This is a genomic window from Streptomyces sp. WP-1 (assembly GCF_030450125.1).
In the GTDB taxonomy this organism is placed as follows: Bacteria; Actinomycetota; Actinomycetes; order Streptomycetales; family Streptomycetaceae; genus Streptomyces; species Streptomyces incarnatus.
This window is the reverse complement of sequence record NZ_CP123923.1, coordinates 327,580-353,568: the sequence shown is the minus strand read 5'-3', so window position 1 is coordinate 353,568 and position 25,989 is coordinate 327,580. Positions and strand designations below refer to the sequence as shown.

The window sequence follows — 25,989 nt, the reverse complement described above, 5'->3', positions numbered from 1 at the left end:
GTGTCCTCCAGCTCGTAGAATCCGGACTGCGGGTCCGGTTCGACGATACGGACCACGGGTCCGCTTTGCAAACGAGGAGCAGCATGAATGACCGAGGGGCGGCGTGAATGAAGGAGGAGCAGCGTGAACGAAGGAGCGCCATGACGGAGCGCAGGTCCCGCAAGGACGCCGCCCGTAACCGGGAGGCCGTGCTGGCGGCCGCCGATGATCTCTTCACCCGCTGCGGCAGTCCCGAGGACGTCACGATGGCCGACGTCGCGGCGGCGGCCGGGGTCGGCAAGGGCACGATCTTCCGGGCCTTCGGTGATCGCGCCGGGCTGCTTCGCGCGTTGTACGAGGTGCGACTCGAACCGGTCAGGGAGGCGGTCGAGGCCGGGCCGCCGCCGCTGGGGCCCGCGGCCGCACCGCAGGAGCGCGTACCCGCGCTGCTCGACGCCGTCCTGTGCTTCAAACTCGACAACCGGCGCCTCGCGCTGGCCCTGGAGGAAGGCGGCGGCAGCGGCAGCCCGTACCGGGCGGAGCATTACGAGCGGTGGCACGGCCTGCTCCGGGCCGTACTGGAACAGATCCCCGGCCTGACCGACGGCGACTTCATCGCCCATGCCCTGCTCGCCGCGACGCGCGCCGACCTCGTCGAGCACCTGGCCGGAGAAGAGCGCGTGCCGAGGGAAAGGATGCGGGCGCGGTTGGCGGACTTCGCCGCCCGACTGCTGGCCTCCGCATCCTCGGAAGGCGTGGCTGCGCAGGAGTGATGCCCGGGGCCGACGCCTCAGCGGCGTCGGCCCCATCCGGACTTGGTCAGTGGGCGCGCTCCGGGGCGCGGTCCGAGCCCGCGTCACTGCCGCGCCACCGGGTGCGGACCGCCCAGGCCGCTCCGCCGAGGACGAAGCCGTAGACGGAGACCAGGCCGTGGCCGTTGTCCTGGGCGAACCACATCGCCAGGCCCAGGACCGGGACACCGATCGCCAGGGCGAGTTCCTTGGGGAGGCGGGTGCGGGTCAGGAAGGCCAGGGCGAGGGTGGCGCCGAGGAAGTAGGTGGCGCCGGAACTGCCGGCGAAGTTCCGGGGGTCGGTGCTGGGGCCGCCGCCGAAGCCGAGCAGCGTGTCGATCCGGCCGGGCAGCACGATGCCGGCGAGGAAGAAGCCGAGGGTCAGCGAGCCGCCCCAGTACCACTGGGCGAGCGCGGCGACGACGGCGAGGGTGACGAGGTTCCACAGGGCGCCGAGGATGCCGCCGTTCTGCATGAACACCGAGGTGAACTCGCGCCACCAGCCGGATCTGGCGGGGTCCGCGTCCAGGGCGTCCATGGCGCCGGGCCAGACCAGCTGGAGCAGGACGCCGCCGACGGCGATCGCGGTCAGCGCGACCGCCGCCCATGGGATCGGCCGCCCGCGCAGGGTGTCCCGGCCGACCACCCCGAGACCGCAGTTGACCATCATGACCATCAGCGCAGCCGTGGTCACATTGAAGACGATCGCCCCCATGATTGCCGCTCCCCCCGTGTTCCAGCGTTTCCAACGCCGTTCGAAAATCGGTCGGCGCAAAACTAACACAGTTTTCGAACGGTGTTGGAAAGGGCGGTACGGTGAATCCATGAAGCTCACCAAGGAGCGCATCGTCGACGCGGGCATGGCCGTCTTCGCCGAGGTCGGCTACCACAACCTGTCCATGCGCCAGGTCGCCGACCGCCTCGACGCCCACGCCGGCAGCCTCTACTACCACGTACGCGGCAAGGAGGAACTGCTCGCCCTGATGGCCGACCGGGTCTGCCGCCGCGCCTACGACGCGGGCACCGACGCCCTGGCCGCCCTGCCGTCCGCCGCCACCTGGCAGGACCGCGTCGAAGCCCAGGCCACCGCCCTGCGCGCGGAGATCAGGGAACACCCCGGGGGCGCCCAACTCCTCGCCGAGAGTCCGGGCATGCTCAGCACCGGCGCGTTCTCCCTGATGGAACGCCTGCTGCGGACCCTCCTCGACGCGGGAGTGCCCGTCGCCCACTGCGGCATCGCCGCCGACACCCTGCTCAGTCACATCACCGGCTTCGTCCTCCAGGAGGAGAACCGGCCGACCGCCCCACCGGCCGTCACCGCCGACCTCTACGCCGACCTGTGCGAGCGATTCCCCCTGGTGATGGGGGATGTGATCCCCCGGTTGGGCGAGGACGACAAGTTCACCCGGAGCATCCGCCTGCTCTGCACGGGCTTCGCCGCGCTCTGCTAGGACGCCCCTCCGGTGTCCGGGGCGGCGGACGGGGGGGCGGCCGCGGGCGGCGGCAGCGTCTGTTCGGTCCAGATGGTCTTGCCGTGGTGGGTGCCGCGGGTGCCCCAGCGGGCGGTGAGCTGGGCGACCAGGAGCAGTCCGCGGCCGCTCTCGTCGGTGGTCCGGGGATGGCGCACATGCGGGGCCGCGCTGTTGCCGTCGGTGACCTCGCAGATCAGCGCGCGGTCCCGGATCAGCCGTACCTGGATGGTGCCCGGGGCGTACCGGATGGCGTTGGTGACCAGCTCACTGACGATCATCTCGGTCGTGAACGCGAGATCGGACAGCCCCCAACTGGCCAGTTGCCGCTCGGCCAGGGTGCGCGCGGTGGCCACGATCGCCGGATCGCTGGGGAAGGTCCAGGAGGCCACCTGGTCGTCGTGCAGCACGCGGGTCCGGGCGAGGAGGAGTACGACGTTGTCCTCGGTCCGTCCGGACAGCTGCGTGTAGACCACCGTGTCGCACGCCTCCCGTACGCACGTGTGCTGCTGGGCCAGGACGCGGCGCAGCCGTGCGGCACCCGGGCCGTCCTCCGGCGACCCGCCGACGAGGCCCTCGGTGTAGAGGGCGATCAGGCTTCCTTCCGGCAGCTCCGTCTCCCACGCCTCGTAGGACGGTCCGTCCACGCCCAGCGGCGGGCCGCACGGCGCGTCGGCCGGTGCCACATGCCCGTCGGGGTGGACGAGCAGCGGCGCGGGATGCCCCGCGCGGGCCACGACCAGGCGCCGGCTCACCGGGTCGTAGACCGCGCAGGCGCAGGTGGCGGTGGTGGGCGGGACGTCCAGCGGGTCGTTGGCGAGGGCCGGGTGGCCCTCCTCGGCGAGTTCGAGCACCAGGTCGCCCAGGTGTGCCAGGACCTCGTCGGGGGCCAGATCCAGGGCGGCCAGGGTGCGGATCGCGGCGCGCAGCCGGCCCATGCTCGCCACGGCGCGCATGCCCTGCCCCGCCACATCACCGACCACCAGGGCGGTCCGCGCGCCGGACAGCGGGATGACGTCGTACCACGGGCCGCCCGCGTGCCCCGGCAGATAGCCGAACGCCGCCTCGACGGCGTTCTGGGCGGGCAGCCGGCCCGGCAGCAGGCTGTTCTGGAGGACCAGCGCGGCGGTGTGCTCGCGCGTGTAGCGGCGGGCGTTGTCCAGGCCCAGGGCGGTGTAGGCGGCGAGTTCCCCGGCGATGGTCAGATCGCCGTCGTCGAACGGCGCGGACGTCACGGAACGGTAGAAACCGGCCACACCGAGCACGACCCCGCGCGCGGTCAGCGGCACGACCATCATCGAGTGCACCCGCCCGGCGCGCATATGGCCGGCGCGGAGCGGATCGTGCGCCAGCCATTCGCCGTCCTCGACCTCCCGGATCAGCCGGGGCCGCAGATCGGCCAGACACTGGGTGAGTGGTGTCGGAAAGCGGTACGAGGCCTTCTCGCCGACGGCGTAGGCGGGCTGGAGCCCGGCGGCCTCGGTCGTGCGGAACGCGGTGCGGCAGAAGGTCATCTCGGGGGGTATCGGACCGGGCTCGGGTGCCTCGCCCCGGTGGACGGAGTCGAGCACGTCCACGCTGACGGCGTCGGCCACCCGGCCCACCGCGGTCTCGGCCAGTTCCCGCGCGGTCCGGGTCAGGTCGAGGGTCGTACCGATGCGCGTGCTGGCGTCGTTGAGGAGTTCGAGCCGCTCCCGGTACCGGTGGCGCTCGGTGATGTCGATGGCCAGGGTCGCCACGCCGAGGGGTTCCCCGGCGGGGTCGCACAGCCGGAAGGCCGACAGGGAGAACGTGTGTTCGTCGTGGGGGTCGGCGGGCGGATATCCCGGCTGGACGAAGTCGATGACGGGCTCGCCCGTGCTCAGGACCTCCCGCATCAGGCGCTCGGCGGTGTCGGTCACCACGGTCGGCGCGACCTCGCGGGCCGGTTTCCCGACGACGCCCTCGGCGGGAACACCGCGCATCCCGGGCGAGGCGATGTTGAACCGCATCAGGCGCAGATCGGTGTCGAGGACGTGCAGTCCGACCGGTGACTCGGTCAGCAGCGCGTCGAGGATCGCCCGGTCGAACGCGCACGGGGGCGTGGCGCGCGCGGGGGCGAGGAAGACGGCCCAGGTCGCGGGGCCCTCGGCGGCAGGGAGGGGGCACATCCACCATTCGACCTCCACGGGCCGCCCGGACCGGTCGCGCAGGCGCGCCCGGCAGCCGCCACAGGCGGGCGGGGCGTGCGGGAGGGCGGCCCCCTCGGCCGGTCCCGGTCGGACGAGGAGCGACGACAGCGGCCGGCCCGCCATCTCCTGGGACCGGTGGCCGAGGAGCCGTTCCGCCTCCGGGCTCCACTCGGTGACCGTCGCGTCGGCCGCCAGGAGGATCCGGGCCCGCGGTGTCTCCGGTACGTCGCCGCTCTGCCCCGCGCCCGCAGTGGTCATGGCAACCCTCCCGGTCCGGAGGAGGCCGGCGTCGCCCGTTCGTCGGCTACGTTCAGGGTGGCAGAGGAACGGGCCGCTCGCTCGGCCGACGACGGACACCTGGTGGCGCGGGTACGCGTCGCGTACCGACTCGACCTCGATGGCCTCGGCCTGATGGCGCGGAACGCGCCGGGGGCGTCCGCTCCCGGTGACGACATCAGGCCGACTCTGCGTGAGGGCCTCCGCGCGCACCGCAACCACCCATAGAGTCGGGCCAGTTGACGGGAAGGAAACGAGATGTCCCTTGACCTGACCGAGCTGACGCGTTTCGGCCACGCGCTGGAGGAGGCGCACGCGCTGCTGGAGACGGACCGCAAGCGCCTGGAGCAGCAGTGCGACCGGAAGTCGTACGCCGACGGCACGGCGGGCAGTCCCACGCAGACGCTCTACGGTGTCACGCTGCTGTCCGGGGCCATGTCCCAGGCGCTCACCCGGGTCGCCCTGGCCGCCGGCTACTCCGCCTTCGGCATGGACAAGCGGGCCGAGCACGAACTGGTCACGGCCCGGATGTACCCGGTGGGCTTCCCGTCCGGCGCGGACCGCATGGCACGTCCGCTCGGCGAAGCCACCGTGCGGGCCATGGAATTGATCCGGGACCTCGGCTTCTTCGACGCGGAGATCTCCATCGCGGTCGATGTGGCCCTCGCCGCCCCGCAGGCGACGTATCCGCCGGCCGACTGGGACGAGTACGAGCGGCAGCGGCGCACCTGGACCGAGTGACCGGCGGGGGCATCCACCGCACCGGCACGGGCTGCGGTCCGAGAGCGAAGACACGGTCCGTGTCGCCCTCCAGCTCAGCGGCCCTGAGCGCGTCGTACGATCCCTCGGATTCGGCGACCGGCTTATGACACGAGTCGCACCGGAGACCGGCCGAGGATGCGGCGCGCCGAGCGGTGGCATCGGGTGCCGGGGAGAGCGGCGGGGGTGGCGCCTTCCTCCGTTTGCGACGTCGTGCCCAGCGGGGTTCAGTGAGTACGGACCCTCGAAACAGCGCCCTCGTGGATCGCGGGCTCGCGCGCCCAGGAGCCGCCCCTGTGATCACGTCCGGGCGTGGCACGACCCCGGGGTACTCATCCGAGGAGGATCCCATGTCGCACCATCACCACAAGTCCAATGAACAGGTCGAAGGAGATCCGGACACCGGTCACGGCCGCGGTATGCCGCGCCGGCCGGACGAGGCGGAACTCGCCAGGCGCACCCGTGAGGACCGGCGGGATGTGAAGGAGGAGCAGGCGGAGATGGAGACGGAGCGCGAGGAGGACTGACGGTCACCGTCCGTCCCCGCTGGTGCTTTCCCCGAATCGGTATGTCCACCCCGGAGGTTTCCATGTCGTCGAAGCGACGCCGGAAGAAGAAGGCGCGACGCAACCACCCCGCCAACCACGGCAAGCGCCCCCAGTCCTGAGTGCCCGACCGCGCCCGGAAAGTCACGGGCGCCGGGCTCGCCTCGGTCCGCGTCCCGTCCGCCTCAGACGGGGCGCGGACCGCCCTTCGACAGCAGATACAGCTCCTGCGAGGTGCTGATCAGTTCCTGTTCCTCCTGCCGGGAGCCGACCATCGGCCGGGATCCGTTCAGCGGCATCTGGGCCGTCTCCGGGAGGAACCGCACCGTGAGCAGGCCGATGGCACCGGCGAGCATCAGATAGTAGGCGGGCGCCAGATTGTCACCGGTGAGATTCACCAGCGCCTCGGTGACCAGCGGTGTCGTACCGCCGAACGCGGCCACCGCGACATTGAAGCCGATCCCCATGGCGGCATAGCGCACCGCCGTCGGGAACAGGGCGGGCAGGGTGGCCGCGCTGGGCGCGGCGAAGCACGCCAGCAGGGTGGCGAGGATCAGCATCCCGAGCAGCGGCAGCCAGGTCCCCCCGCGCGTGAGCAAGAGGAACGAGGGGACCGCGAGGACGATCATGGCGGCCGCGCTCACCGCGTAGACCGGGCGCCGGCCGACGCGGTCGCTGAGCCGGCCGATGAACGTGATCAGCAGCACGATCCACAGCATGCCGATGAGGACCAGCAGGTCGGCGAAGGTGGCCGAGCGGTGCAGGTCCACGGTCAGATAGGTCGGCATGAACCCCGTGACCATGTAGTTGGTGACGTTGTAGAGCAGCACGATGCCCATGCACAGCAGCAGCTCACGCCAGTGCCTGCCGATGATGTCCTTGAACTCGCCGCCCACCGAGGACTGCGCGAGGCTCTTCTCGTGCTCGTCCAGCTGCTGCTGGAAGGCCGGGGACTCCTCCAGCCTGAGCCGGATGTACAGACCGATGGCGCCGAGCGGACCGGCGATGAGGAACGGCACGCGCCAGCCCCAGGAGAGCATCGCGGCATCGCTCAGGGCCAGGTTCAGCACGGTGACCAGGGCGGAGCCGAGCGCGTAGCCGACGAAGGTGCCGAAGTCGAGCCAGCTGGAGAGAAAGCCCCGGCGGCGGTCCGGCGCGTACTCGGAGACGAACGTGGAGGCTCCGCCGTACTCGCCCCCGGTCGAGAAGCCCTGCACCATCCGGGCGATCAGCAGCAGCACCGGAGCCGCGACACCGATGGTCGTGTAGCCCGGGATCAGCCCGATGGAGAAGGTCCCGGCCGCCATCATGATCATGGTGGTGGCCAGCACCTTCTGCCGCCCGACGCGGTCCCCGAGCGGCCCGAAGACGAGCCCGCCGAGCGGTCGCACCACGAAGGCGGCGGCGAACGTCGCGAACGAGGAGATCAGCTGGGCGGTCGGCGAGGCCGACGGGAAGAACACCTTGCCGATGATGGCCGCAAGGTAGCTGTAGATGCCGAAGTCGAACCATTCCATGCAGTTGCCCAGGGCGGAGGCGCCGACCGCGCGCCGGAGCAGCGGACCCTCGACGACCTGGATGTCGTCCTCGCGGAAGGCCCGTTTGATACGGCGCAGCCGCCGCGTCAGTTCGTCCCGTACCTGTCGTGGCATCTCCACGACGGACTTCGGCAGCCTGGTGTTCCCGAGCGGGCCGGTGGGCCCGTCGGACGTCGCATCGCTCACGCGGCAGTCAGCCCTTCGCCGTCGGCAGGATCACCCACCGCATCCTGCGCCGCTCCACGGCAGCGCGCGCGCCGGGACGTCCGTCCGGGCGTACGGTCCCCCCGAACGGGCGGCGCCGGGGCCGTGCTCGGCGACATCGACGAGCCACCGGAAGTCGGGGTCGTCGGTGGCCTCCAGTTCGACGCCGACGGCGGCGGTCAGGTACTGGGTGGTGGCGATCCGCTCGACCTTCGGTTCCAGGCGCCCCGCGCGCGAGGTGGACCATGCGGAGAGCGCGGAGTTGACGACGGCGACGGCGGCGGCCGCCGCCAGGCCGGGTAACAGCGCGTGCAGCCGCTGGGTGGCGGTGCCGCTTCCGGCGAGCAGGGCGTGCATGACGGCGTTGACGGCCAGCAGGCTCACCGCGGCGGCGATGCCCTGGCCGATCTCGCCGGCCGCCACGGCGAGCAGCGCGCGCCGGTCGGCCTGCCACGCCGTGCGCAGCGTGGTGCCGACGAGCGCGGGCATGGAGCGCAGCGCGGACATCATGGTCAGGTCCGGCCCCGCGTGTTCGTGCTGGGACCAGCCCAGGTCGTAGCGCAGCGGGCCGCCGAACAGCTTCTGCTCCGCGTCGGAGACCCGGGGCTCCGCCATCTTCACCGGTCCGAAGAACCTCTTCACAGGGCGCCTCCCGAAGTGACCCAGTTCGGTGCCCGGTATGACGGGCGTGGGTGAGCATGGGGAGGACAGCGCCGGTGAGTGGTGGTGCGTCGGGTTTTTTCCTGCGGGAGTACCCGGGACGGTGCTTCGAGCCGGTCCGGCCCGGCGTCGTGGCCGACCCCCGTGACGGCCCGCGCGCGGGGCATGTGCCCGAGTGCGCGCGGGCCTTGGTGTTCAGCCCTGTTTGGGTGCGGTGATGGGCACCAGGCGCAGGGTGAAGGAGTGGCCGGCCGGGTCGGTGTAGCCGCGTTCCTCGTACGGCCCCGCCGGGTCCTTCGTCTCGATCGGGCGGCCGCCGAGCCCCACCACTCGCCGCTCGGCCGCGTCCAAGTCCTCGACGAGGAAGAGCAGATGGGACTGGAGGGAGTTCTCCGGGCGGGGCCAGCTGGGCGAAACGGCGTTCACGTCACGGCGGAAGCCCAGCCGCATGCCGTCGGCGCTGCGGATCTCCACGAGGTTGGCGGAGGCGTGCGTCTGCTCGGCCTCCAGGAACTCCTTGTAGAACACGGCCAGTTTCTCGGGCTCGGCGCAGTCGAGGACCACGACGCCCGCCTTCACCAATGTCATGCTTCCTCCCGGGGGGTGACCTCTTCTGCGGATATCCCCAGCCGCTCGATTCAGTCGGCGCGCGGTGGTGCGAGCCGTCGGCAACGGCCGTGCCCGCCTCAGCGGAAAGCGGCGATGTTACGGGCGACCCAGTCCGCGAAGGGCCTCGGGGCGCGGCCGAGGACTCGCTCGACGTCCGGACTGATGCGCAGTTCGGCGGGGTTCGGGGCGCCGATGATGTCCAGGGTGTCGTCGGCGAGTTCCGCCGGCACGAAGCGGGTCATCGCGGCCTTGGCCTCCTCGCGGGTGAGTTCGTGGAACCGGACCGGCGAGCCCAGCTCTGCGGCGATGACTTCCGCCTGCCGACGGGGCGTGATCACCTCGGGCCCGGTCAGTTCGAAGACCCCGCCGGTGTGCCGGTCGTCCAGCAGGCAGGCCGCCGCGACCTCGGCGATGTCCGCCGGGTCGACGACCGGGACCCCGACGTCGCCGAAGGGCGCGGCGACCACCCTCCGCGTGCGGACGGACTCCGCCCAGGCGAAGGCGTTGGAGGCGAAGCCGCCCGGTCGCAGGACGGCCCAGTCGACGCCGGACTCCTTCAACGCGTCCTCCAGCGCGCGCATCGCGATCCGCGACGGGCCGAGCGGCCTGGTCGCCACGCCCTGCGAGGACAGCAGGACGATCCGGCGGACCCCGCTCGCCGCGGCCAGAGCGATGATGTCGGCGGGCCTGGCCTCGGGGGCGTGCAGGTCGCCGGACAGCAGGAGGAACAGTGCCTTCGCCCCGTCCAGTACGGGGGCGAGGCCCTGCGGCTCGGCCAGGTCGGCCGGTACGTGCCGGACCCCCTCCGGCACCGCCGCCGTGTGCCGCGACACCGCCGTCACCCGTTCGCCCGCCTCGGCCAGGGCCTGTGTCAGAGCCCGGCCCACGTTCCCGGTAGCCCCGGTCACCACGATCATGTTCAGCTCCTAGTCCGTTGTGCGCTAAGGCCGTTGACGCTAGGAGCCAGGGCTTACTTTCCGTAAGAACATACCCAGAGGTAAGCTCCGGACATGGGGGAAGGCGCGCAGCTGAAACAGGCCGGGACGGGCAAGCGGTATGACGTGTTTCACACCGACTGCCCCGCGCGTGACATGGTCGACCATGTCACCAGCAGGTGGGGCATCTGGGTGCTGATCTCCTTGCGGAGCAACGCCCTTCGGTTCTACGAGCTGCGGGACAGCATCCAGGGCATCAGCGAGAAGATGCTCGCCCAGACCTTGCGCGCGCTGGTCCAGGACGGCCTGGTCTGGCGAGAGGTCGAGCCGACGACGCCGCCCCAGGTCACCTACGGGCTCACCGAGTTCGGCCAGGACATCGGCGAGCCGCTGACGGACCTGTTCGACCGGATCACGAAGCGGCTCCCGGCGGATCGACGCCCGCCGCGCGGTAGCTGATCGCGGCAGGGTCGCTGGGCGGGCGTCACTTTGGCCACGGCTCCCTAGCCGGTGGCGGCTGCCGGGCCGCGCCATGGCCGGCGGCCGCCGGCCTCCCGGGGACACCACGGGCGTCCGGTCAGTCGAGCAGAACGCCCGGGTTGAGGATGCGGTGGGGGTCCAGGGCGTCCTTGGCGGCGCGCAGCGCCAGTGCGAAGGGATCCGGGCGCTGGCGGTCGTAGCCGGGGCGGTGGTCGCGGCCGACGGCGTGGTGGTGCGTGATGGTGGCGCGGTGGCGGTGCAGGACATCGGTCGCGACGGCCTTGATGTCGTCCCAGACCTCGACCTCGTCGCCGGGACGGCCGGCGACGGCCACGGTGAAGTAGGGGGCGGCGCCGTCCGGATAGACGTGGGTGAGGCGGCAGTTGATGGTGGCGGGGTGGCCGGTGGCCTTCGTGGCGGCGGCGCCGACCTCGGTGCGGACGGCGTCGATCAGGGCGGGGATCCGGTCCCAGGTGGCGGCGGTCTCGAACGTCTCGACGACGGCCCCCATGCGGGCCAGACCGTCGCGCAGGTACGGCATCCGCAGGAACGCCGAGCGCCAGGCGCCCACCGCCGCGTCCGGCGGGGCGTCCCGGTCCGCCGCAGTGGCCTCGCCGCGACCGCCGTGGGCACGGGCCAGCTCCACGGCGGCCGCGAGCCGGCCGTCGACGGGGGCGGTGGCGGACTCGAAGCCCAGGACCAGGACGGCCGAGCCGTCGTGGGAGGCGCCGGACAGCAGGGCCTCGCCCGGGTCGAGCAGACGGCAGTTGGCCGGGGCCAAGTCGGACCGGGCGACGGCCCGCACCGCGTCCAGCGCGCGCTGGAAGTCGGCGAAGGCCACGGAGGCGGAGGCCTTGTGCCGGGGGCGCTCCTGGAGGCGCATCCACGCCTCCGTGATGACGCCGAGCGTGCCCTCGGAACCGAGGAAGAACCGGTCCGGCGACGGTCCGGCGCCGGATGCGGGCAGTCGCCAGGACGTGCCGGTCCCGGCGGGCGTGATCACCCGCAGGGACTGCACGAAGTCGTCGATGCGGGTGTGGCCGGTGGCGTAGTGGCCGCCCGCCCGGGTGGCCAGCCAGCCGCCGAGCGTGGAGAACTCGAAGCTCTGCGGGAAGTGGCGCAACGTCAGCCCGTGGGGCCGCAGTTGGGCCTCCAGCGCGGGGCCGAGGGCACCGGCCTGGATACGGGCCGAGCGGCCGGCGGTGTCGATCTCCAGGACCCGGTCCATCGAGGTCAGGTCGAGGGAGAGTACGGCGCGATGGGTGTCGCCCCGGTACTCCACGCCGCCGACCACCGAGGAGCCGCCGCCGAAGGGGATGACGGCCACGCCGTGCTCGCCGGCCCAGTGCAGCAGGTCCGCCACGTCCCGGTCGCGGGCCGGACGGGCGACGAGATCGGGGATCCGGCCGGGGCGGCCGCGCAGGGCGCGGATGACATCGCGGTACGCCTTGCCCATGGCGTGGGCGGCGCGCGCCCGCGGGTCGGCCGTGACCAGGTGGGCCAGGGCGGCCGGGGGCGTCGCGGCGGGGCGGCCGATGGGCAGGTCAGCGACGCGGGGGACCGGCAGCGGGCGGGCGAGCGTGCCCGGCAACAAGGCCCCGGTCGCGACGCATTCGGCGTCGTCGGGGTGGGCGTCGGCATAGCCCCAGCCCCACCAGGAGCGGGTGCGGGAGCTGTGCGGGTCGGTCGCGGTGGCAGGCATGGGCGCGCTCCAACGGGGTCCGGGGGACAGGAATTTACCCGACGGTAAATTACCTTAGGGTAAGCTCAGGTCCCATGACAACGCTCTCCTCCAGGGCCGGTACCAAGGGCGTGCCGAGGGCCGCGCGCGAACGACAGGTTTTGGCCGCGGCCACCGAGGAGTTCGGCCGGCACGGGTACGAGGCCACCACCGTGGCCGCCGTCGCCGCCCGGGTCGGCGTCACCAAGCCGCTCGTGCACCAGTACTTCGGCAGCAAGCAGGACCTCTACCTCGCCTGCCTCGACCCGGTCGGCGACCTGCTGCTGGGCGCGATCCGCGCCGCCATGGCCGCACAGGGCACCGGCGCGCCGTCCACGCCCCTGCGTGTGCTGCACGCCCTGTTCACGGCTCTCGACGGGCGGCGCGAGGCATGGTTCGTCCTCTACGATCCTTCGCTGCCGCCCGGCAGTGAGGCCGCCCGCCGCGCGGCCAGCTACCGCGACGCCGTCGACGACCTCGCCGCGACCGGCACCGCCGACCTCCTGCGCGCCGCCGGGACCAGCGACCCGCTCGACGCCGACGCCCTCAAGTACGCCTGGCGCGGCCTGTGCACCGCGCTGGTCCGCTGGTGGATCAACCACCCCGACCAGTCGGCCGAGGCCATGACCGAGCGCTGCGCGCGGCTCTTGGGCGCCGCCCGCACCGCCTTCGCGGACGGCGACGACAGCGCGTGAACCGGGCCGACGCCCGCACCGCTCGGCTCAACTCCTGCGGTCGGTCACGGGGTGTCGGAGTCGGACGGTACCTTCGGGGCAGCACTGCGCCGACGGTCCTCGTCCCGGCCACGTGGACCGGTCCGTGACGGCTGTCGATAGGGTGGCCGGATGTATGCACAGGGGCGGGGACTCAAGGTCACAGCGGTGCCGGCGATGGTCGTGCCGGCACTGACGGGGTTCTCGTCGGGCCATGGTCACGGGAGCCGGGGCCGGCACGGTGATGACGGCGGCGGTTGCGGCAATTCCCGCCGGGACCACGACAGTTCGTCGGCGTCGTCGCCGGGCGGCGGCGCGTCCGACAACGGCTCGTCCGCCGCCACCGACTCGGACGGGTCCGCGAGGAGTGCCGGTGGCGTCGGCGGATCGTCCCGGCCACGGTCCACCGGCCCCGCCACCCCCACGGAGTCCGCCACTCCCCGGCCTCTCAAGAACGGCACCGCGGTGCTTGTACGGTGCGCGAGCGTGGCGGATCCCCACGCGATCATCGAGGTCAGGAATCCGAACGGACGCGACGCCGTCTTCTCCGTGAACATGACCTTCAAGAACGGGCGCGGCCTCGCCCTCGTGGACTCGGGCGGCCAGGTGCCGGTCCCCGCGAAGGGCAGGACGACCTACCGGATATCCGCCATCGGCGGTGGGCGCGTCGAAAAGATCGCGCACTGCGAGGTCGAACCCGTAGCCGTCGCCGACTGGTGACCGCCCGTCAGGGGCCCGCTCCGCAGTCCTGTCCTGTTCGGCCGGCCGCGAGTCCCGTCAGGCCGGCCGCGCGCCCGGTCGCCTCCCCGCAACCTTACGCAAGCCGCTTACGTAAGCCGCGCTATTCTTGCGCGCATGACGCGACGACTTGCGGAAGTGGCGAAGAAGGTCGGGGTCAGCGAGGCCACGGTCAGCCGGGTGCTCAACGGCAGGCCCGGGGTCTCCGACGCCACCCGGCAGGCGGTGCTGACGGCCCTCGACGTCCTGGGCTACGAGCGCCCCACCCAGCTGCGCGGTGAACGCGCCCGGCTCGTGGGGCTGGTGCTGCCGGAGTTGCAGAACCCCATCTTCCCCGCGTTCGCCGAGGTCATCGGCGGTGCGCTCGCCCAGCTCGGGCTCACCCCGGTGCTGTGCACCCAGACCAAGGGTGGCGTCTCGGAGGCGGACTACGTCGAACTGCTGCTCCAGCAGCAGGTGTCCGGCGTCGTCTTCGCCGGCGGTCTCTACGCCCAGGCCGACGCCCCGCACGACCACTACCGGCGGCTCGCCGACCGCAACATCCCCGTCGTCCTGGTCAACGCGGCCATCGACCACCTCGGCTTCCCGGGCGTGTCCTGCGACGACGCGGTCGCCGTCGAACAGGCCTGGCGGCACCTCGCCTCGCTCGGCCACGAGCGCATCGGGCTGGTCCTCGGCCCCGGCGACCACATGCCCTCCGCCCGCAAACTGGCCGCCGCGCACGCCCTGACCGGCGGCCTTGCGGACGAGCGGGTCGCGCGGGCCATCTTCTCCATCGAGGGCGGCCACGCCGCCGCCTCGCGGCTGATCGACCGGGGCGTCACCGGCATCATCTGCGCCAGCGACCCCCTCGCCCTCGGCGCGATCCGGGCCGCCCGGCGCAAGGGCCGCGACGTCCCGGGCCGGATCTCCGTCGTCGGCTACGACGACTCGGCGTTCATGAACTGCACCGAGCCCCCGCTCACCACCGTCCGCCAGCCCATCGAGGCCATGGGCCGCGCGGCCGTGGAACTGCTGAACGCGCAGATCGGCGGCACCGCCGTACCCGCCGAGGAGCTTCTGTTCGAACCCGAACTGGTGGTGCGCGGATCGACCGGGCAGGCCCCGCACGACTGAGGCGCAGGTACATCCGGGCAGCTGTCAAATAATTACAGAAGTCGCGCGACATCTTGCGGACCCTTGTCGGCGGTGCTTGAGTGTGCCGCGCCCGCAGCTCCCGCCATGAGTGCCACCGAGGGGTCCAACGAATGACCAGTACCGGGTTCCGCCGCACCTTCGTCGCGATCGGCCTCTGCTCCTCCCTCGCCCTCGCCGCCACCGCCTGCGGGTCGGGCGGCGGCTCGGCGAGCGGCAAGACACGCATCACCGTCAACTGCGAGCCGCCGAAGAGCTCCAGAACCGACCGGAAGTTCTTCGACGCGGACGTCGCCTCCTTCGAGCGGCAGAACCCGGACATCGACGTCGTCACCCACGACGCCTTCCCCTGCGAGGACCCCAAGACCTTCGACGCCAAGCTCGCCGGCGGCCAGATGGAGGACGTGTTCTACACGTACTTCACCGACGCCGGGCATGTCGTGGACATCAACCAGGCCGCCGATCTCACGCCGTACCTCAAAGGGATGAAGAGCTACGGCACCCTCCAGAAGCAGCTGCGGGACATCTACACGGTGAACGGGAAGGTCTACGGCATACCGCGCACCGGATACAGCATGGGGCTGATCTACAACCGCGCCCTGTTCGAGAGGGCCGGCCTCGACCCCGACCAGCCCCCCACCACCTGGGACGAGGTCCGCGCCGACGCCAAGAAGATCGCCGCCCTCGGCGACGGCACCGTCGGGTACGCCGACTACAGCGCCCAGAACCAGGGCGGCTGGCACTTCACTGCCGAGCTGTACTCCCAGGGCGGCGACGTCGTCAGCGCCGCCGGCAAGAAGGCGACCGTCGACACCCCCGCGGGCCACGCCGTCCTGGAGAACCTGCACGACATGCGGTGGGACGACGACTCCATGGGCAGCAAGCAGCTCCTCGTCATCAACGACGCGCAGCAGATGATGGGCGCCGGGAAGCTCGGCATGTACCTCGCCGCCCCCGACAACATCCCGATCCTCGTCAAGGAGAAGGGTGCCGACTACGACGACATCGCCATCGGCCCGATGCCCGGCGGCCAGGGCACCCTGATCGGCGGCGACGGCTACATGTTCAACAAGCACGACACGCCCGCCCAGATCCGCGCCGGCCTCAAGTGGCTGGAGTACATGTACCTCACCCCCGGCAAGGGCTTCCTCGGCGACTACGCCCGCGCGAAGCGGAACAACGCCCCCGTCGGCCTGCCCGAGCCGCGCCTGTTCACCGGCGCCGCCGACGCCGAGGACCAGAAGATCAAGAAGGCCAACGCCAACGTCCCGGTGGAGAACTACCAGAGCTTTCTCGACGGCAACGCCAAGCTCCGGATGAAGATCGAGCCGCCGGACGCGCAGCAGATCTACTCCGTCCTCGACGGCACCGTCTCCGCCGTGCTCACCAAGAAGGACGCCGACATCGACGGCCTCCTGAAGGACGCGTCCGGCAAGATCGACAGCATTCTGGCCCGGAGCTGACCGCCATGACGAAGACGGCCGAGCGGCAGCGGACGGCCACCGCCGTCCTCCCGGTCCCGGCGCCGGCCCCGGCAGGGGACCGGGGCCGGCGCCGCCTGATCGACCAGCTGCGCGCCTACGCCTTCCTCCTCGGCGGGCTGCTCTGCTTCGTGCTGTTCTCCTGGTACCCGGCGATCCGCGCCGTCGTGATCGCCTTCCAGAAGTACACCCCCGGCTCCCCGCCCCGGTGGGTCGGCACCGCCAACTTCACCCGCGTCTGGCACGACCCGGACTTCGCCGCCGCCTGGCGCAACACCTTCTCCTTCACCGTGCTCGCCCTGCTCATCGGCTTCGCCGTCCCCTTCCTGCTGGCCCTCGTCCTCAATGAACTGCGGCACGCCAAGGCCTTCTTCAGGGTCGTGGTCTACCTGCCGGTGATGATCCCGCCGGTGGTCAGCGCCCTGCTGTGGAAGTGGTTCTACGACCCCGGGGCCGGACTCGCCAACGAGGCGCTGCGCTTCGCCCACCTGCCCACCTCGAACTGGTCCAACGGCACCGACACCGCACTCGTCTCCCTGGTGATCGTGGCGACCTGGGCCAACATGGGCGGCACCGTCCTCGTCTATCTGGCCGCCCTCCAGTCCATCCCCGGCGAGCTGTACGAGGCCGCCGAACTCGACGGCGCGAACCTCCTCCAGCGCATCCGGCACGTCACGGTCCCGCAGACCCGCTTCGTGATCATGATGCTGATGCTCCTTCAGATCATCGCCACCATGCAGGTGTTCACCGAGCCGTTCGTCATCACCGGCGGCGGCCCCGAGAGCGCCACCGTCACCGTGCTCTACCTCATCTACAAATACGCCTTCCTCTACAACGACTTCGGCGGCGCCTGCGCCCTCAGCGTCATGCTCCTGCTGCTGCTCGGTGTCTTCTCCGCCGGCTACCTGCGGCTCACCCGGAGCGAGGGGGACACCGCATGACCGCCACCCGCACCCTGATCTCCCCGGCCACCCTCGCCCGCCCACGCGGCCGAGCGATCTACTGGACGGTGTTCACCGCCGTCGTCGTCCTCTTCGCGCTCGCCTTCCTCTTCCCGGTGTACTGGATGGTCACCGGCGCGATGAAGTCCCCCGACGAGGTGGCCCGGACCCCGCCGACACTCCTGCCCGAGCACTGGCACACCGGTGCCTACAGCGACGCCTGGGACCTGATGCAGCTGCCGCAGCACCTGTGGAACACCGTCGTCCAGGCGGCCGGCGCCTGGGCCCTCCAGCTGGTGTTCTGCACGGCCGCCGCCTACGCCCTGTCCAAGCTGCGGCCCGCCTTCGGCAAGGTGATCCTCGGCGGCATCCTCGCCACCCTCATGGTGCCGGCCCAGGCGCTCGTCGTACCCAAGTACCTCACCGTCGCCGATCTGCCGCTGCTGCACACCAGCCTGCTCAACGACCCCCTCGCCATCTGGCTCCCGGCGGTCGCCAACGCCTTCAACCTCTATCTGCTCAAGCGGTTCTTCGACCAGCTGCCCCGCGATGTCCTGGAGGCCGCCGAGATCGACGGGGCGGGCAAGCTGCGCACCCTGTGGTCCGTCGTGCTGCCCATGTCCCGGCCGGTGCTCGGCGTCGTGTCCATCTTCGCGCTGGTCGCCGTCTGGCAGGACTTCCTGTGGCCGCTGATGGTCTTCTCCGACACCGACAAACAGCCGATCAGCGTGGCCCTGGTCCAGCTGTCGCAGAACATCCAGCTCACCGTGCTCCTCGCCGCGATGGTGATCGCCGGCATCCCCATGGTGGCGCTGTTCCTCGTCTTCCAGCGGCACATCATCGCCGGGATCAGCGCGGGCAGCACCAAGGGCTGACGCCGACCGCACGTCCGCCGACCGCCCGTCTACAGAAAGGCAGAGCCCAGTGGGACAGCCCACCCATGCCTTCAGCGACCACGAGTGGTGGCGCTCCGCCGTCATCTACCAGGTCTACGTCCGCAGCTTCGCCGACGGCGACGGCGACGGCACCGGAGACCTCGCGGGCGTCCGCTCCCGGCTGCCCTACCTGGCCGAACTCGGCGTGGACGCACTGTGGTTCAACCCCTGGTACCGGTCACCGATGAAGGACGGCGGCTACGACGTCGCCGACTACCGCGCCGTCGACCCGGCGTTCGGCACCCTCGCCGAGGCGGAGAAACTCATCGACGAGGCCCGCTCACTGGGCATCCGGACCATCATCGACATCGTCCCCAACCACGTCTCCGACCAGCACCCGTGGTTCCGGGCCGCCCTCGCCGCGGGCCCCGGCAGCCCCGAGCGGGACCTGTTCCACTTCCGGCCCGGACGCGGCGCCCACGGTGAACTCCCGCCGAACGACTGGCCGTCACAGTTCGCCGGCACCACCGAACCGGTGTGGACCCGGCTGCCCGACGGCGACTGGTACCTGCACCTGTTCACCCCCGAGCAGCCCGACCTCAACTGGGCCCACCCGGCCGTCCGCCAGGAACACGAGGACATCCTCCGCTTCTGGTTCGACCGGGGGGTCGCCGGTGTCCGCATCGACTCCGCGGCCCTGCTCGCCAAGGACCCCGGCCTCCCGGACCTCGCCACGCGCCCGCAGCCGCACCCGTTCGTCGACCGCGACGAACTCCACGACATCTACCGCTCCTGGCGCGCCGTCGCCGACGCCTACGGCGGTGTCTTCGTCGGCGAGGTCTGGCTCCCCGACGCCGAACGCTTCGCCCGCTATCTGCGCCCCGACGAACTCCACACCGCCTTCAACTTCTCCTTCCTGTCCTGCCCCTGGCACCCCGGGCGGCTGCGCGCCGCCATCGACACCACGCTCGCCGAGCACGCCCCGGTCGGGGCCCCCGCCACCTGGGTGCTGTGCAACCACGACGTCACCCGCACGGTCACCCGCTACGGCCGCGAGGACACCGCCTTCGACTTCGCCACCAAGGCCTTCGGCACCCCGACCGACCCGGCGCTCGGCACCCGCAGGGCACGGGCCGCCGCCCTGCTGTCCCTCGCGCTGCCCGGTTCGGTGTACCTGTACCAGGGCGAGGAACTGGGGCTGCCGGAGGCGGAGATCCCGGCCGGGCACATCCAGGATCCGATGTACCACCGCTCGGGCGGCGCCGACCCTGGCCGCGACGGCTGCCGGGTGCCGCTGCCGTGGGCCGCCGGAACGCCGTACGCGGGCTTCGGCTCACGGGGCGAGCCGTGGCTGCCGCAGCCCGACGGCTGGCCGTCGTACGCGGCCGATCTCCAGGAGGACGACCCCGGCTCCATGCTGACCCTCTACCGCAGGGCGATCGCCCTGCGCCCCCGCTTCGGCACCGGCCCCCTCACCTGGCTCCCCGCCCCGGGCGGCGTCCTCGCCTTCGCCCGCGCGGGCGGCGCGATCTGCGCGGTCAACTTCTCCGCCACCCCCGCCGACCTCCCCGCGCACTCCGAACTCCTGCTCGGCAGCGGACCCTTGGACGAATCCGGCCAGCTGCCGCAGGACACCGCGGTCTGGCTGGACGCCTGAGCCGCGGCGCACCGCTGTCCCGCGCACCCCCACCACGAAGGGAACAGCTCATGCACAGCAGCACCGTCAGATATGTCAGGAGCATGCCAGTAATCGGGGCGGTCGTGGCCCTCGCCGCCGGCATGCTCGTCGCCCTGGCGCCCGCCGCGCACGCGGCCGCGGGCGCCACCCTGCCCTTCACCTCGGTCGAGGCCGAGTCGGCCACCACCACCGGCACGAAGATCGGGCCGGACTACACCCAGGGCACGCTCGCCTCGGAGGCGTCCGGCCGCCAGGCCGTCCAGCTGTCCTCCGGCCAGCGGGTGGAGTTCACCGTGCCGCGCGCGGCCAACGCGGTGAACGTCTCCTACAGCGTCCCGGACGGCCAGTCCGGCTCGCTCGACGTGTACGTCAACGGCACCAAGCTGGCCAAGACCCTTCCGGTGACGTCCAAGTACTCCTACGTCGACACCGGTTGGATCGCCGGCAGCAGGACGCACCACTTCTTCGACGACGCCCGGCTGCTGCTGGGGCAGAACGTCCAGGCCGGTGACAAGGTCGCGTTCGTCGCGACCGGTACCCAAGTCACCGTGGACGTCGCCGACTTCGAGCAGGTCGCGGCGGCCACCGCCCAGCCGGCCGGTTCGGTGTCCGTCGTCTCCAAGGGCGCCGACCCCAGCGGCAACGGCGACTCCACCCAGGCCTTCCGGGACGCCGTCTCCGCCGCCCAGGGCGGAACCGTGTGGATCCCGCCGGGCGACTACAAGCTCACCTCCTCCCTCAACGGCGTGCACAACGTGACCCTTCAGGGGGCGGGCGGCTGGTACTCGGTCGTGCACACCTCCCGCTTCATCGACCAGTCCAGCTCCGCGGGCAACGTCCACATCAAGGACTTCGCGGTGATCGGCGAGGTCACCGAACGCGTCGACTCCAACCCGGACAACTTCGTCAACGGCTCCCTCGGACCGGGCTCGTCCGTCTCCGGCATGTGGATCCAGCACCTGAAGTGCGGCCTGTGGCTGACCGGCACCAACGACAACCTGGTCGTGGAGAACAACCGCATCCTCGACACCACCGCCGACGGCATCAACCTCAACGGCACCGCCAAGGGGGTCCGGGTCAGCAACAACTTCCTGCGCAACCAGGGCGACGACTCCCTCGCCATGTGGTCGCTGTACGGCCCGGACACGGGCTCCAGCTTCGAGAACAACACCGTCTCCCAGCCCAACCTGGCCAACGGCATCGCCATCTACGGCGGCACCGACATCACCGTGCGGAACAACCTGGTCTCCGACACCAACGCCCTGGGCAGCGGCATCGCCATCTCCAACCAGAAGTTCCTGGACCCGTTCTCGCCGCTGTCCGGCACCATCACGGTCGACGGCAACACACTGGTGCGCACCGGCGCGCTGAACCCCAACTGGAACCACCCGATGGGCGCGCTGCGCGTCGACTCGTACGACAGCGCCATCAACGCCACCGTGAACATCACCGATACGACGATCACCGACAGCCCGTACAGCGCCTTCGAGTTCGTCTCCGGCGGCGGGCAGGGCTATCCGGTGCGGAACGTCGACGTGACCGGCGCGACGGTGCGGAACACCGGCACGGTCGTGGTGCAGGGGGAGGCGCAGGGGGCGGCCACGTTCAAGAACGTCACCGCCACCGGTGTCGGCTCGGCCGGGGTGTACAACTGCCCGTACCCGGCGAACTCCGGGCCCTTCGCCCTCACCGACGGCGGTGGCAACTCCGGCTGGTCCAGCACCTGGTCGGACTGCTCCAGCTGGCCCCAGCCCGGCCAGGGCAACCCGGCGCCCGATCCCGGCCGCAACCTGGCCAAGGGCCGGCCGGCCACCGCGACCGGTTCCCAGGACGTCTACACGCCGGGCAAGGCGGTCGACGGTGACGCCAACTCGTACTGGGAGTCCACCAACAACGCCTTCCCGCAGTCCCTGACGGTCGACCTCGGTTCGTCGTACGCGGTGCGCCGGCTGGTGCTGAAGCTGCCGCCGTCCCCGGCGTGGGGCGCCCGCACCCAGACCGTCACCGTGCTCGGCAGCACCGACGGCTCCGCCTACTCCACCGTGGTCGGCTCCCAGGGCTACCGCTTCGACCCGGCCACCGGCAACACCGCCACGGTCTCCCTGCCGAGCGGCACGAACCTGCGGTACCTGCGGCTGACCGTCAGCGCCAACACGGGCTGGCCGGCCGGGCAGTTCAGCGAGGTGGAGGCATACCTCACGTCCTGACGTCCCGCTCCGAACGGGGCGGCTCGCCGGAGCCGTCTCCAGGTGCCGGTGCCCGGGGGGAAACCCCGGGCACCGGCATCACCCGCGACCGGACCGCGGAGCCCCCGCGTGTCGGACGGCGCGCGGTCGGACACGCCGGGGGAGTGCGGGTGGTGAGTGGGATCACGAAGTGCGCCCCCGACGCGCCATGTTGGCTGAAATCGAGCGTTCCGGCCGGAACCTTTGCTTCCTCCGTCCGGAGGCTGTCAAGAGATGCGGCAGGGGCGCGCGGGGTGGGGTGGCGTGTCGGACAGATGTGGGAGGTGCCTCCGGCATATCTCGCGTCATCTCCGAAGAGGCGTGCGAGGGATCCTCTCTGTCAGATAATCAGCCCAGATCAGGGCCGGATTCGGCCGGCGGGCCCCGGCGTGTCGCGCGGCGCCGGGTCGCGGAGCCGGAGCGGCGCGCGGCGCTCCGACCTGGGTCCGGACGGAGAATTTTTCGCCGGGCCGGTTTGCGGTCGGGGCGTCCGGGCACCCGCGCGGGCGACGATCCGGCCGCGATTCCGTGGGCGCGCACGGCCCGTCGGAGATTGCCCCACGGTGACGCAAAAACACCGGCAGAGTACTCTCCGTTCAACTTCAGGGGGTTGCTTACGTGTGACTCACCGTGAAGACTGTGGCCGAGATCCATCGAAACGAAGGCGTGACGGGCTGCGCATCATGCCATTCGTGGGGCGGCATGCTCCGCGATTGCGTATCGTCACATCGCGTTCCGAGTAGTCGGGGCCCTCGGGCCCTGCTGTCCGTATACGAACCGGGAGGGTCCCGCGCCGTCACCGCGCGGGAGGTTTCGCCAAGGGGGATGGGCTATGTCGGGTTGGTGCGCCGTACGACCGGGCTCGCCGCGGGGCCGCGGCCGGCCGCGCAGCCGCCGCGTCCTGCGCCGTATGTGTTGACGGTCCCCGGTCCATACCGGCGGCGGGCCGACGGCATCTGACCGTCCCGCCGCTCCACGGCAAGTCATCAGCACGCCACACGGGTCACGCGCCGCTTCCGTCCGGACGGTCGCGCGGCGGTGCCCGGGATCTTCGGCCGGCCGGCCCGTGCCGGTTCGCGCCCTTTCCCCGTGTGTGTGGCTCCCCTGTGCCCGCACGCGCTAGCAAGGAGACAAGGTGATCAGCAGGCAACCGACGGACGGCCGGCTCCTCCTGGAGGAACTGCCCGACCGCTGGCGGGATCTACGCGAGGCCGGCCCGGTACGGCACGACGAGGTCCTGGGCACCTGGCAGGTGCTCGACCACGAGAACGTCGCCGCCGTGCTCGCCGACCCGGCGACGTACTCCTCGGACCTCTCCGCCCTCAGCCCCACCCAGCCCGACTTCGAGACCTTCACCCAGGGCAACTTCGTCGCCATGGACCCCCCGGAGCACCGCAAGCTGCGCACCCTGGTCAGCCAGGCGTTCACCCCCCGGGTCGTCCAGGGGCTCGAACCCCGGATCGAGGCCATCTGCGCCCGGCTGCTGGACGACGTCGCCGACCAGGACCGGTTCGACCTCGTCGACGCGCTGGCCTATCCGCTGCCGATCATCGTGATCGCCGAACTGCTCGGCATCCCCGCCGAGGAACACCGGCTCTTCCAGGAGTGGGCGAGCGTCCTGTTCGGCGGCGACCAGCTCGGCGAGGCGCCGGACATGGCCGACCTGGAACGGGCGCTGGAGGCCATCGCCCCGACCGTGCGCGAGATGAACAGCTACATGCTGGACTACATACGCGCCCGGCGCGCCACCCCCGGTGACGACCTGACCAGCAGACTCATCGGCGCCGAGGTGGACGGAGTGCGCCTGCGCGACCAGGAGATGGTCGGCTTCGTGGCGCTGCTGCTGGTCGCCGGGCACATCACCACCACCGCGCTGCTGGGCAACGCCGTCGTCACCTTCGACCGCTACCCCGAGACCGACGCGGCGCTGCGCGCCGATCCGCTGCGCATCCCGGCCGCCGTCGAGGAGGTGCTGCGCTGGCTGCCCCCCTTCCCCGAACTGGGCCGCCGGGTGACCAGGCCCGTCGTCCTCGGCGGCCACGAGATCCCCGCCGACACCCTGCTCATGGCACATCTGGGCGCCGCCAACCGGGACCCCGCCCGCTTCGACGCGCCCGACGTCTTCGACGTGACCCGCTCACCCAATCCCCATCTGACCTTCGGACACGGCATCCACTTCTGTTTCGGCGCGCCGCTGGCCCGGCTGGAGGCACGGATCGCTCTGCGTATGTTGCATGAACGATTCCGCATGCTGGTGATCCCGTCTCACAAGGACATCACCTACCAGAACCCGGCCGTGATCGTCGGCGTGCGGCATCTGCCCGTCGAGGTCACCGAAGCGTAAGCCCCGGCGCACACGAAGCGCCCCGGCCGGCCCCCGTACCGCTCACACCCGGGCCGGACCGGAAGAACACCCGCACATGAGACCCATCCAACGGGAGTCCCCTTCTCATGCCGTACACCATCCCCGCCGCTCCGCCCGTCTCCCGGACGCCCTCGCTGTTACGCCGGGAACTGCGGGACCGCCTCGACGCGCTCGCCCGGACCCACCGGGTGCCCGGCGCCCAACTGGTCCTCGACATTGGTACGGACCTCATATCCATACACACCGGCACCGCCGACGTCTCCGCCGCCACCCTCCTCACCCAGGAGACGGCAGTCCCCCTGGGCTCGCTCACCAAGCCCTTCACCGCGGCCCTCGTCATGCTGCTGGCCGACGACGGTGACCTGGACCTCGACGAGCCCGCCGCCGTACACCTCCAGGAGCTGCGCTCCGTCCCCGAGGTGACCATCCGCCAGCTGCTCAGCCACACCGGCGGGCTGCCCACCGGGCCGGACTCCGACACCGCCGCTGCCACCAGCGCCGCCCGCTATCTCGCATCGGTGTGCACCGCCCGTGACCTGCTCTTCCCGCCGGGCACCGACTTCTCCTACTCCAACGCCGGTTACGTCGCCGCCGGACGGCTGGTGGAGGCCGTCACCGGGATGCCGTGGGCCGAGGCGGTCCGGTCGCTGCTGCTCGAACCGCTCGGTGTCGTACCGGCGTTCATCGGCGAGGCGGCGCCCGGCCGGCCCGTGGCCGCGGGACACGCGGTCAACACCGCCACCGGACAGGCCCTCGCGGCCCGGCAGAACCTGGCACCGCTGGAGGCGCCGGCCGGCGCGCTGCTCGCGAGCGCCGCGGACCTGGCCGCGTTCGGCAACGCGCTGATCGGCCGCAGCGACCTGCTGCCGCCCGCCGTCGCCAAGGACATGCGCCGCCCCGAGCCCGCCGCCCGGCCCGGCACCCTGGCGGACGGCTGGAGCCCCGGACTCGCCCTGTACCAGCAGGGCGACCGCGCCTGGTTCGGCCACGACGGCAACGCCCAGGGCACGTCCTGCCATCTGCGCACCGACCCGGAGGGCGGGGTGGTGGTCGCCTTCACGGGCAATGCCGGTGGCGCGACCGCGCTGTGGCGCGACCTCACCGGGGAGATCGCCCGGCTGACCGGCATCCGGGTGCCCGCCGGCGGACGCCCCGTGGACGGCGGACGACGCGCCGCGCTGCCCGACTGCGTGGGCACGTACCGCAACGGCGGCACGACCTACCGGGTCACGGCCGGTCCGGACGGCGAGCCCGCCCTGTCCGTGGACGGCGACCTGGCGCTCCCGCTGGTCTGCTACGCCGACCTGTCGTGCGACCTGCGCGATCCGGCCACCGGAAGCCTGGAGCCCGGCGGCCGTTTCCACCGCGATCCGGTCACCGGGAGCATCGACCGAATACAGATATCCGGCCGCACGGCGCGCCGCACCGACGACGGCTGACAGCCGGGGCCGACGGGGCGGCCCGGACCGCGTGTCGGTCTCGGCTCCGGACCCCGAGCGGGCCGGGCCGGTCACCGGTCCCGACCCGCCGGTCCGGTCCTGTTCGGGGCCCGGTCCCCGGTCATGACCCGGGTGGGTCCGGTCCGGTCGGGGTGCCGATGTCCGGTTCCGGCCCGGGTAGGGCAGATGTCCGGCCCGGACCCCGTCGCCCCGACCGCCCGGCACCGCCCTGTCATCCGCTCAAGCCGGGGCGCCCGCACCCGG

Annotated in this window: 22 protein-coding genes; 15 read left to right on the top strand and 7 right to left on the bottom strand. The window is 71.8% G+C overall.

The window, feature by feature from the left end; all coding sequences use genetic code 11:
- Nucleotides 1–140 precede the first annotated feature (140 nt).
- On the top strand, nucleotides 141–752 hold the full coding sequence (locus tag QHG49_RS01105) for a TetR/AcrR family transcriptional regulator (protein WP_159697741.1): 612 nt from the start codon (nucleotides 141–143) through the stop codon (nucleotides 750–752).
- Between the two features lie 46 nt (nucleotides 753–798).
- Here the strand turns inward: QHG49_RS01105 and QHG49_RS01100 are convergent, their stop codons facing one another.
- The gene (locus QHG49_RS01100; RefSeq protein WP_145488667.1) at nucleotides 799–1,485 is read right to left on the bottom strand and encodes a hypothetical protein; all 687 of its coding nucleotides are present in this window, start codon (nucleotides 1,483–1,485) and stop codon (nucleotides 799–801) included.
- Between the two features lie 109 nt (nucleotides 1,486–1,594).
- On the opposite strand from QHG49_RS01100, the gene QHG49_RS01095 reads away from it, so the two are divergent.
- Complete coding sequence (locus tag QHG49_RS01095) at nucleotides 1,595–2,221, top strand: TetR/AcrR family transcriptional regulator (RefSeq protein WP_159697738.1); 627 nt, start codon at nucleotides 1,595–1,597, stop codon at nucleotides 2,219–2,221.
- On the opposite strand, the gene QHG49_RS01090 is transcribed toward QHG49_RS01095, so the two are convergent.
- Complete coding sequence (locus tag QHG49_RS01090; RefSeq protein ID WP_301486929.1) at nucleotides 2,218–4,668, bottom strand: SpoIIE family protein phosphatase; 2,451 nt, start codon at nucleotides 4,666–4,668, stop codon at nucleotides 2,218–2,220. The genes QHG49_RS01095 and QHG49_RS01090 overlap by 4 nt on opposite strands.
- 276 nt (nucleotides 4,669–4,944) lie before the next feature.
- Between QHG49_RS01090 and QHG49_RS01085 the strand changes: the two genes are divergently transcribed.
- Nucleotides 4,945–5,427: a hypothetical protein gene (locus QHG49_RS01085; RefSeq protein WP_145488673.1), complete on the top strand. Its 483-nt coding sequence runs from the start codon at nucleotides 4,945–4,947 to the stop codon at nucleotides 5,425–5,427.
- 368 nt (nucleotides 5,428–5,795) lie between these two features.
- Nucleotides 5,796–5,972, top strand: coding sequence for a hypothetical protein (locus QHG49_RS01080; RefSeq protein ID WP_167532364.1), 177 nt, complete (start codon nucleotides 5,796–5,798; stop codon nucleotides 5,970–5,972).
- Between the two features lie 203 nt (nucleotides 5,973–6,175).
- Here QHG49_RS01080 and QHG49_RS01075 read toward each other — a convergent pair whose 3' ends face one another.
- From QHG49_RS01075 to QHG49_RS01060, 4 genes are all read right to left on the bottom strand, one after another.
- On the bottom strand, nucleotides 6,176–7,714 hold the full coding sequence (locus QHG49_RS01075) for an MFS transporter (RefSeq protein ID WP_186337911.1): 1,539 nt from the start codon (nucleotides 7,712–7,714) through the stop codon (nucleotides 6,176–6,178).
- 30 nt (nucleotides 7,715–7,744) lie between these two features.
- Complete coding sequence (locus QHG49_RS01070) at nucleotides 7,745–8,374, bottom strand: hypothetical protein (RefSeq protein ID WP_301486918.1); 630 nt, start codon at nucleotides 8,372–8,374, stop codon at nucleotides 7,745–7,747.
- 213 nt (nucleotides 8,375–8,587) lie between these two features.
- Nucleotides 8,588–8,980 carry a VOC family protein gene (locus tag QHG49_RS01065; RefSeq protein ID WP_301486916.1) on the bottom strand — a complete coding sequence of 131 codons (393 nt, stop codon included), beginning with the start codon at nucleotides 8,978–8,980 and terminating at the stop codon, nucleotides 8,588–8,590.
- Between the two features lie 98 nt (nucleotides 8,981–9,078).
- Nucleotides 9,079–9,918 carry an SDR family oxidoreductase gene (locus QHG49_RS01060; protein ID WP_301486913.1) on the bottom strand — a complete coding sequence of 280 codons (840 nt, stop codon included), beginning with the start codon at nucleotides 9,916–9,918 and terminating at the stop codon, nucleotides 9,079–9,081.
- Between the two features lie 93 nt (nucleotides 9,919–10,011).
- On the opposite strand from QHG49_RS01060, the gene QHG49_RS01055 reads away from it, so the two are divergent.
- A complete protein-coding gene (locus QHG49_RS01055; RefSeq protein WP_159697729.1) occupies nucleotides 10,012–10,395 on the top strand; it encodes a helix-turn-helix domain-containing protein in 384 nt (127 codons plus the stop codon).
- A gap of 118 nt (nucleotides 10,396–10,513) precedes the next feature.
- Here QHG49_RS01055 and QHG49_RS01050 read toward each other — a convergent pair whose 3' ends face one another.
- The gene (locus tag QHG49_RS01050; protein WP_301486909.1) at nucleotides 10,514–12,118 is read right to left on the bottom strand and encodes an FAD-binding oxidoreductase; all 1,605 of its coding nucleotides are present in this window, start codon (nucleotides 12,116–12,118) and stop codon (nucleotides 10,514–10,516) included.
- Nucleotides 12,119–12,192: 74 nt separating this feature from the next.
- On the opposite strand from QHG49_RS01050, the gene QHG49_RS01045 reads away from it, so the two are divergent.
- From QHG49_RS01045 to QHG49_RS01000, 10 genes are all read left to right on the top strand, one after another.
- Nucleotides 12,193–12,831 (top strand): TetR/AcrR family transcriptional regulator, encoded by a 639-nt coding sequence (locus tag QHG49_RS01045; RefSeq protein ID WP_301486907.1) that lies wholly within the window; start codon nucleotides 12,193–12,195, stop codon nucleotides 12,829–12,831.
- A 504-nt stretch (nucleotides 12,832–13,335) separates the two neighbouring features.
- Nucleotides 13,336–13,569, top strand: a complete 234-nt coding sequence (locus QHG49_RS01040) for a hypothetical protein (protein WP_301486905.1) — start codon at nucleotides 13,336–13,338, stop codon at nucleotides 13,567–13,569.
- A gap of 135 nt (nucleotides 13,570–13,704) precedes the next feature.
- Nucleotides 13,705–14,703, top strand: coding sequence for a LacI family DNA-binding transcriptional regulator (locus QHG49_RS01035; RefSeq protein ID WP_186337912.1), 999 nt, complete (start codon nucleotides 13,705–13,707; stop codon nucleotides 14,701–14,703).
- A gap of 131 nt (nucleotides 14,704–14,834) precedes the next feature.
- The gene (locus QHG49_RS01030) at nucleotides 14,835–16,184 is read left to right on the top strand and encodes an ABC transporter substrate-binding protein (protein WP_301486900.1); all 1,350 of its coding nucleotides are present in this window, start codon (nucleotides 14,835–14,837) and stop codon (nucleotides 16,182–16,184) included.
- 5 nt (nucleotides 16,185–16,189) lie between these two features.
- Entirely contained in the window at nucleotides 16,190–17,143 is a 954-nt protein-coding gene (locus QHG49_RS01025) for a carbohydrate ABC transporter permease (protein ID WP_301486898.1), read from the top strand.
- Nucleotides 17,140–18,018, top strand: a complete 879-nt coding sequence (locus QHG49_RS01020; protein WP_301486896.1) for a carbohydrate ABC transporter permease — start codon at nucleotides 17,140–17,142, stop codon at nucleotides 18,016–18,018. Before QHG49_RS01025 ends, QHG49_RS01020 begins: the two co-directional genes overlap by 4 nt.
- A gap of 49 nt (nucleotides 18,019–18,067) precedes the next feature.
- Nucleotides 18,068–19,675: a glycoside hydrolase family 13 protein gene (locus QHG49_RS01015; protein ID WP_301486894.1), complete on the top strand. Its 1,608-nt coding sequence runs from the start codon at nucleotides 18,068–18,070 to the stop codon at nucleotides 19,673–19,675.
- 50 nt (nucleotides 19,676–19,725) lie between these two features.
- Nucleotides 19,726–21,903, top strand: coding sequence for a discoidin domain-containing protein (locus tag QHG49_RS01010; protein WP_301486892.1), 2,178 nt, complete (start codon nucleotides 19,726–19,728; stop codon nucleotides 21,901–21,903).
- Nucleotides 21,904–23,056: 1,153 nt separating this feature from the next.
- A complete protein-coding gene (locus QHG49_RS01005; protein WP_301486889.1) occupies nucleotides 23,057–24,265 on the top strand; it encodes a cytochrome P450 in 1,209 nt (402 codons plus the stop codon).
- A 107-nt stretch (nucleotides 24,266–24,372) separates the two neighbouring features.
- Complete coding sequence (locus tag QHG49_RS01000; protein WP_301486887.1) at nucleotides 24,373–25,725, top strand: serine hydrolase; 1,353 nt, start codon at nucleotides 24,373–24,375, stop codon at nucleotides 25,723–25,725.
- Nucleotides 25,726–25,989 lie beyond the last annotated feature (264 nt).

Bases quoted from the DNA above. Each gene is read 5' to 3' on its own strand.
- QHG49_RS01105 (WP_159697741.1), top strand. From the start codon at position 141: ATGACGGAGCGCAGGTCCCGCAAGGACGCCGCCCGTAACCGGGAGGCC.
- QHG49_RS01100 (WP_145488667.1), bottom strand. From the start codon at position 1,485: ATGGGGGCGATCGTCTTCAATGTGACCACGGCTGCGCTGATGGTCATG.
- QHG49_RS01095 (WP_159697738.1), top strand. From the start codon at position 1,595: ATGAAGCTCACCAAGGAGCGCATCGTCGACGCGGGCATGGCCGTCTTC.
- QHG49_RS01090 (WP_301486929.1), bottom strand. From the start codon at position 4,668: ATGACCACTGCGGGCGCGGGGCAGAGCGGCGACGTACCGGAGACACCG.
- QHG49_RS01085 (WP_145488673.1), top strand. From the start codon at position 4,945: ATGTCCCTTGACCTGACCGAGCTGACGCGTTTCGGCCACGCGCTGGAG.
- QHG49_RS01080 (WP_167532364.1), top strand. From the start codon at position 5,796: ATGTCGCACCATCACCACAAGTCCAATGAACAGGTCGAAGGAGATCCG.
- QHG49_RS01065 (WP_301486916.1), bottom strand. From the start codon at position 8,980: ATGACATTGGTGAAGGCGGGCGTCGTGGTCCTCGACTGCGCCGAGCCC.
- QHG49_RS01060 (WP_301486913.1), bottom strand. From the start codon at position 9,918: ATGATCGTGGTGACCGGGGCTACCGGGAACGTGGGCCGGGCTCTGACA.
- QHG49_RS01055 (WP_159697729.1), top strand. From the start codon at position 10,012: ATGGGGGAAGGCGCGCAGCTGAAACAGGCCGGGACGGGCAAGCGGTAT.
- QHG49_RS01050 (WP_301486909.1), bottom strand. From the start codon at position 12,118: ATGCCTGCCACCGCGACCGACCCGCACAGCTCCCGCACCCGCTCCTGG.
- QHG49_RS01045 (WP_301486907.1), top strand. From the start codon at position 12,193: ATGACAACGCTCTCCTCCAGGGCCGGTACCAAGGGCGTGCCGAGGGCC.
- QHG49_RS01035 (WP_186337912.1), top strand. From the start codon at position 13,705: ATGACGCGACGACTTGCGGAAGTGGCGAAGAAGGTCGGGGTCAGCGAG.
- QHG49_RS01030 (WP_301486900.1), top strand. From the start codon at position 14,835: ATGACCAGTACCGGGTTCCGCCGCACCTTCGTCGCGATCGGCCTCTGC.
- QHG49_RS01025 (WP_301486898.1), top strand. From the start codon at position 16,190: ATGACGAAGACGGCCGAGCGGCAGCGGACGGCCACCGCCGTCCTCCCG.
- QHG49_RS01020 (WP_301486896.1), top strand. From the start codon at position 17,140: ATGACCGCCACCCGCACCCTGATCTCCCCGGCCACCCTCGCCCGCCCA.
- QHG49_RS01010 (WP_301486892.1), top strand. From the start codon at position 19,726: ATGCACAGCAGCACCGTCAGATATGTCAGGAGCATGCCAGTAATCGGG.
- QHG49_RS01000 (WP_301486887.1), top strand. From the start codon at position 24,373: ATGCCGTACACCATCCCCGCCGCTCCGCCCGTCTCCCGGACGCCCTCG.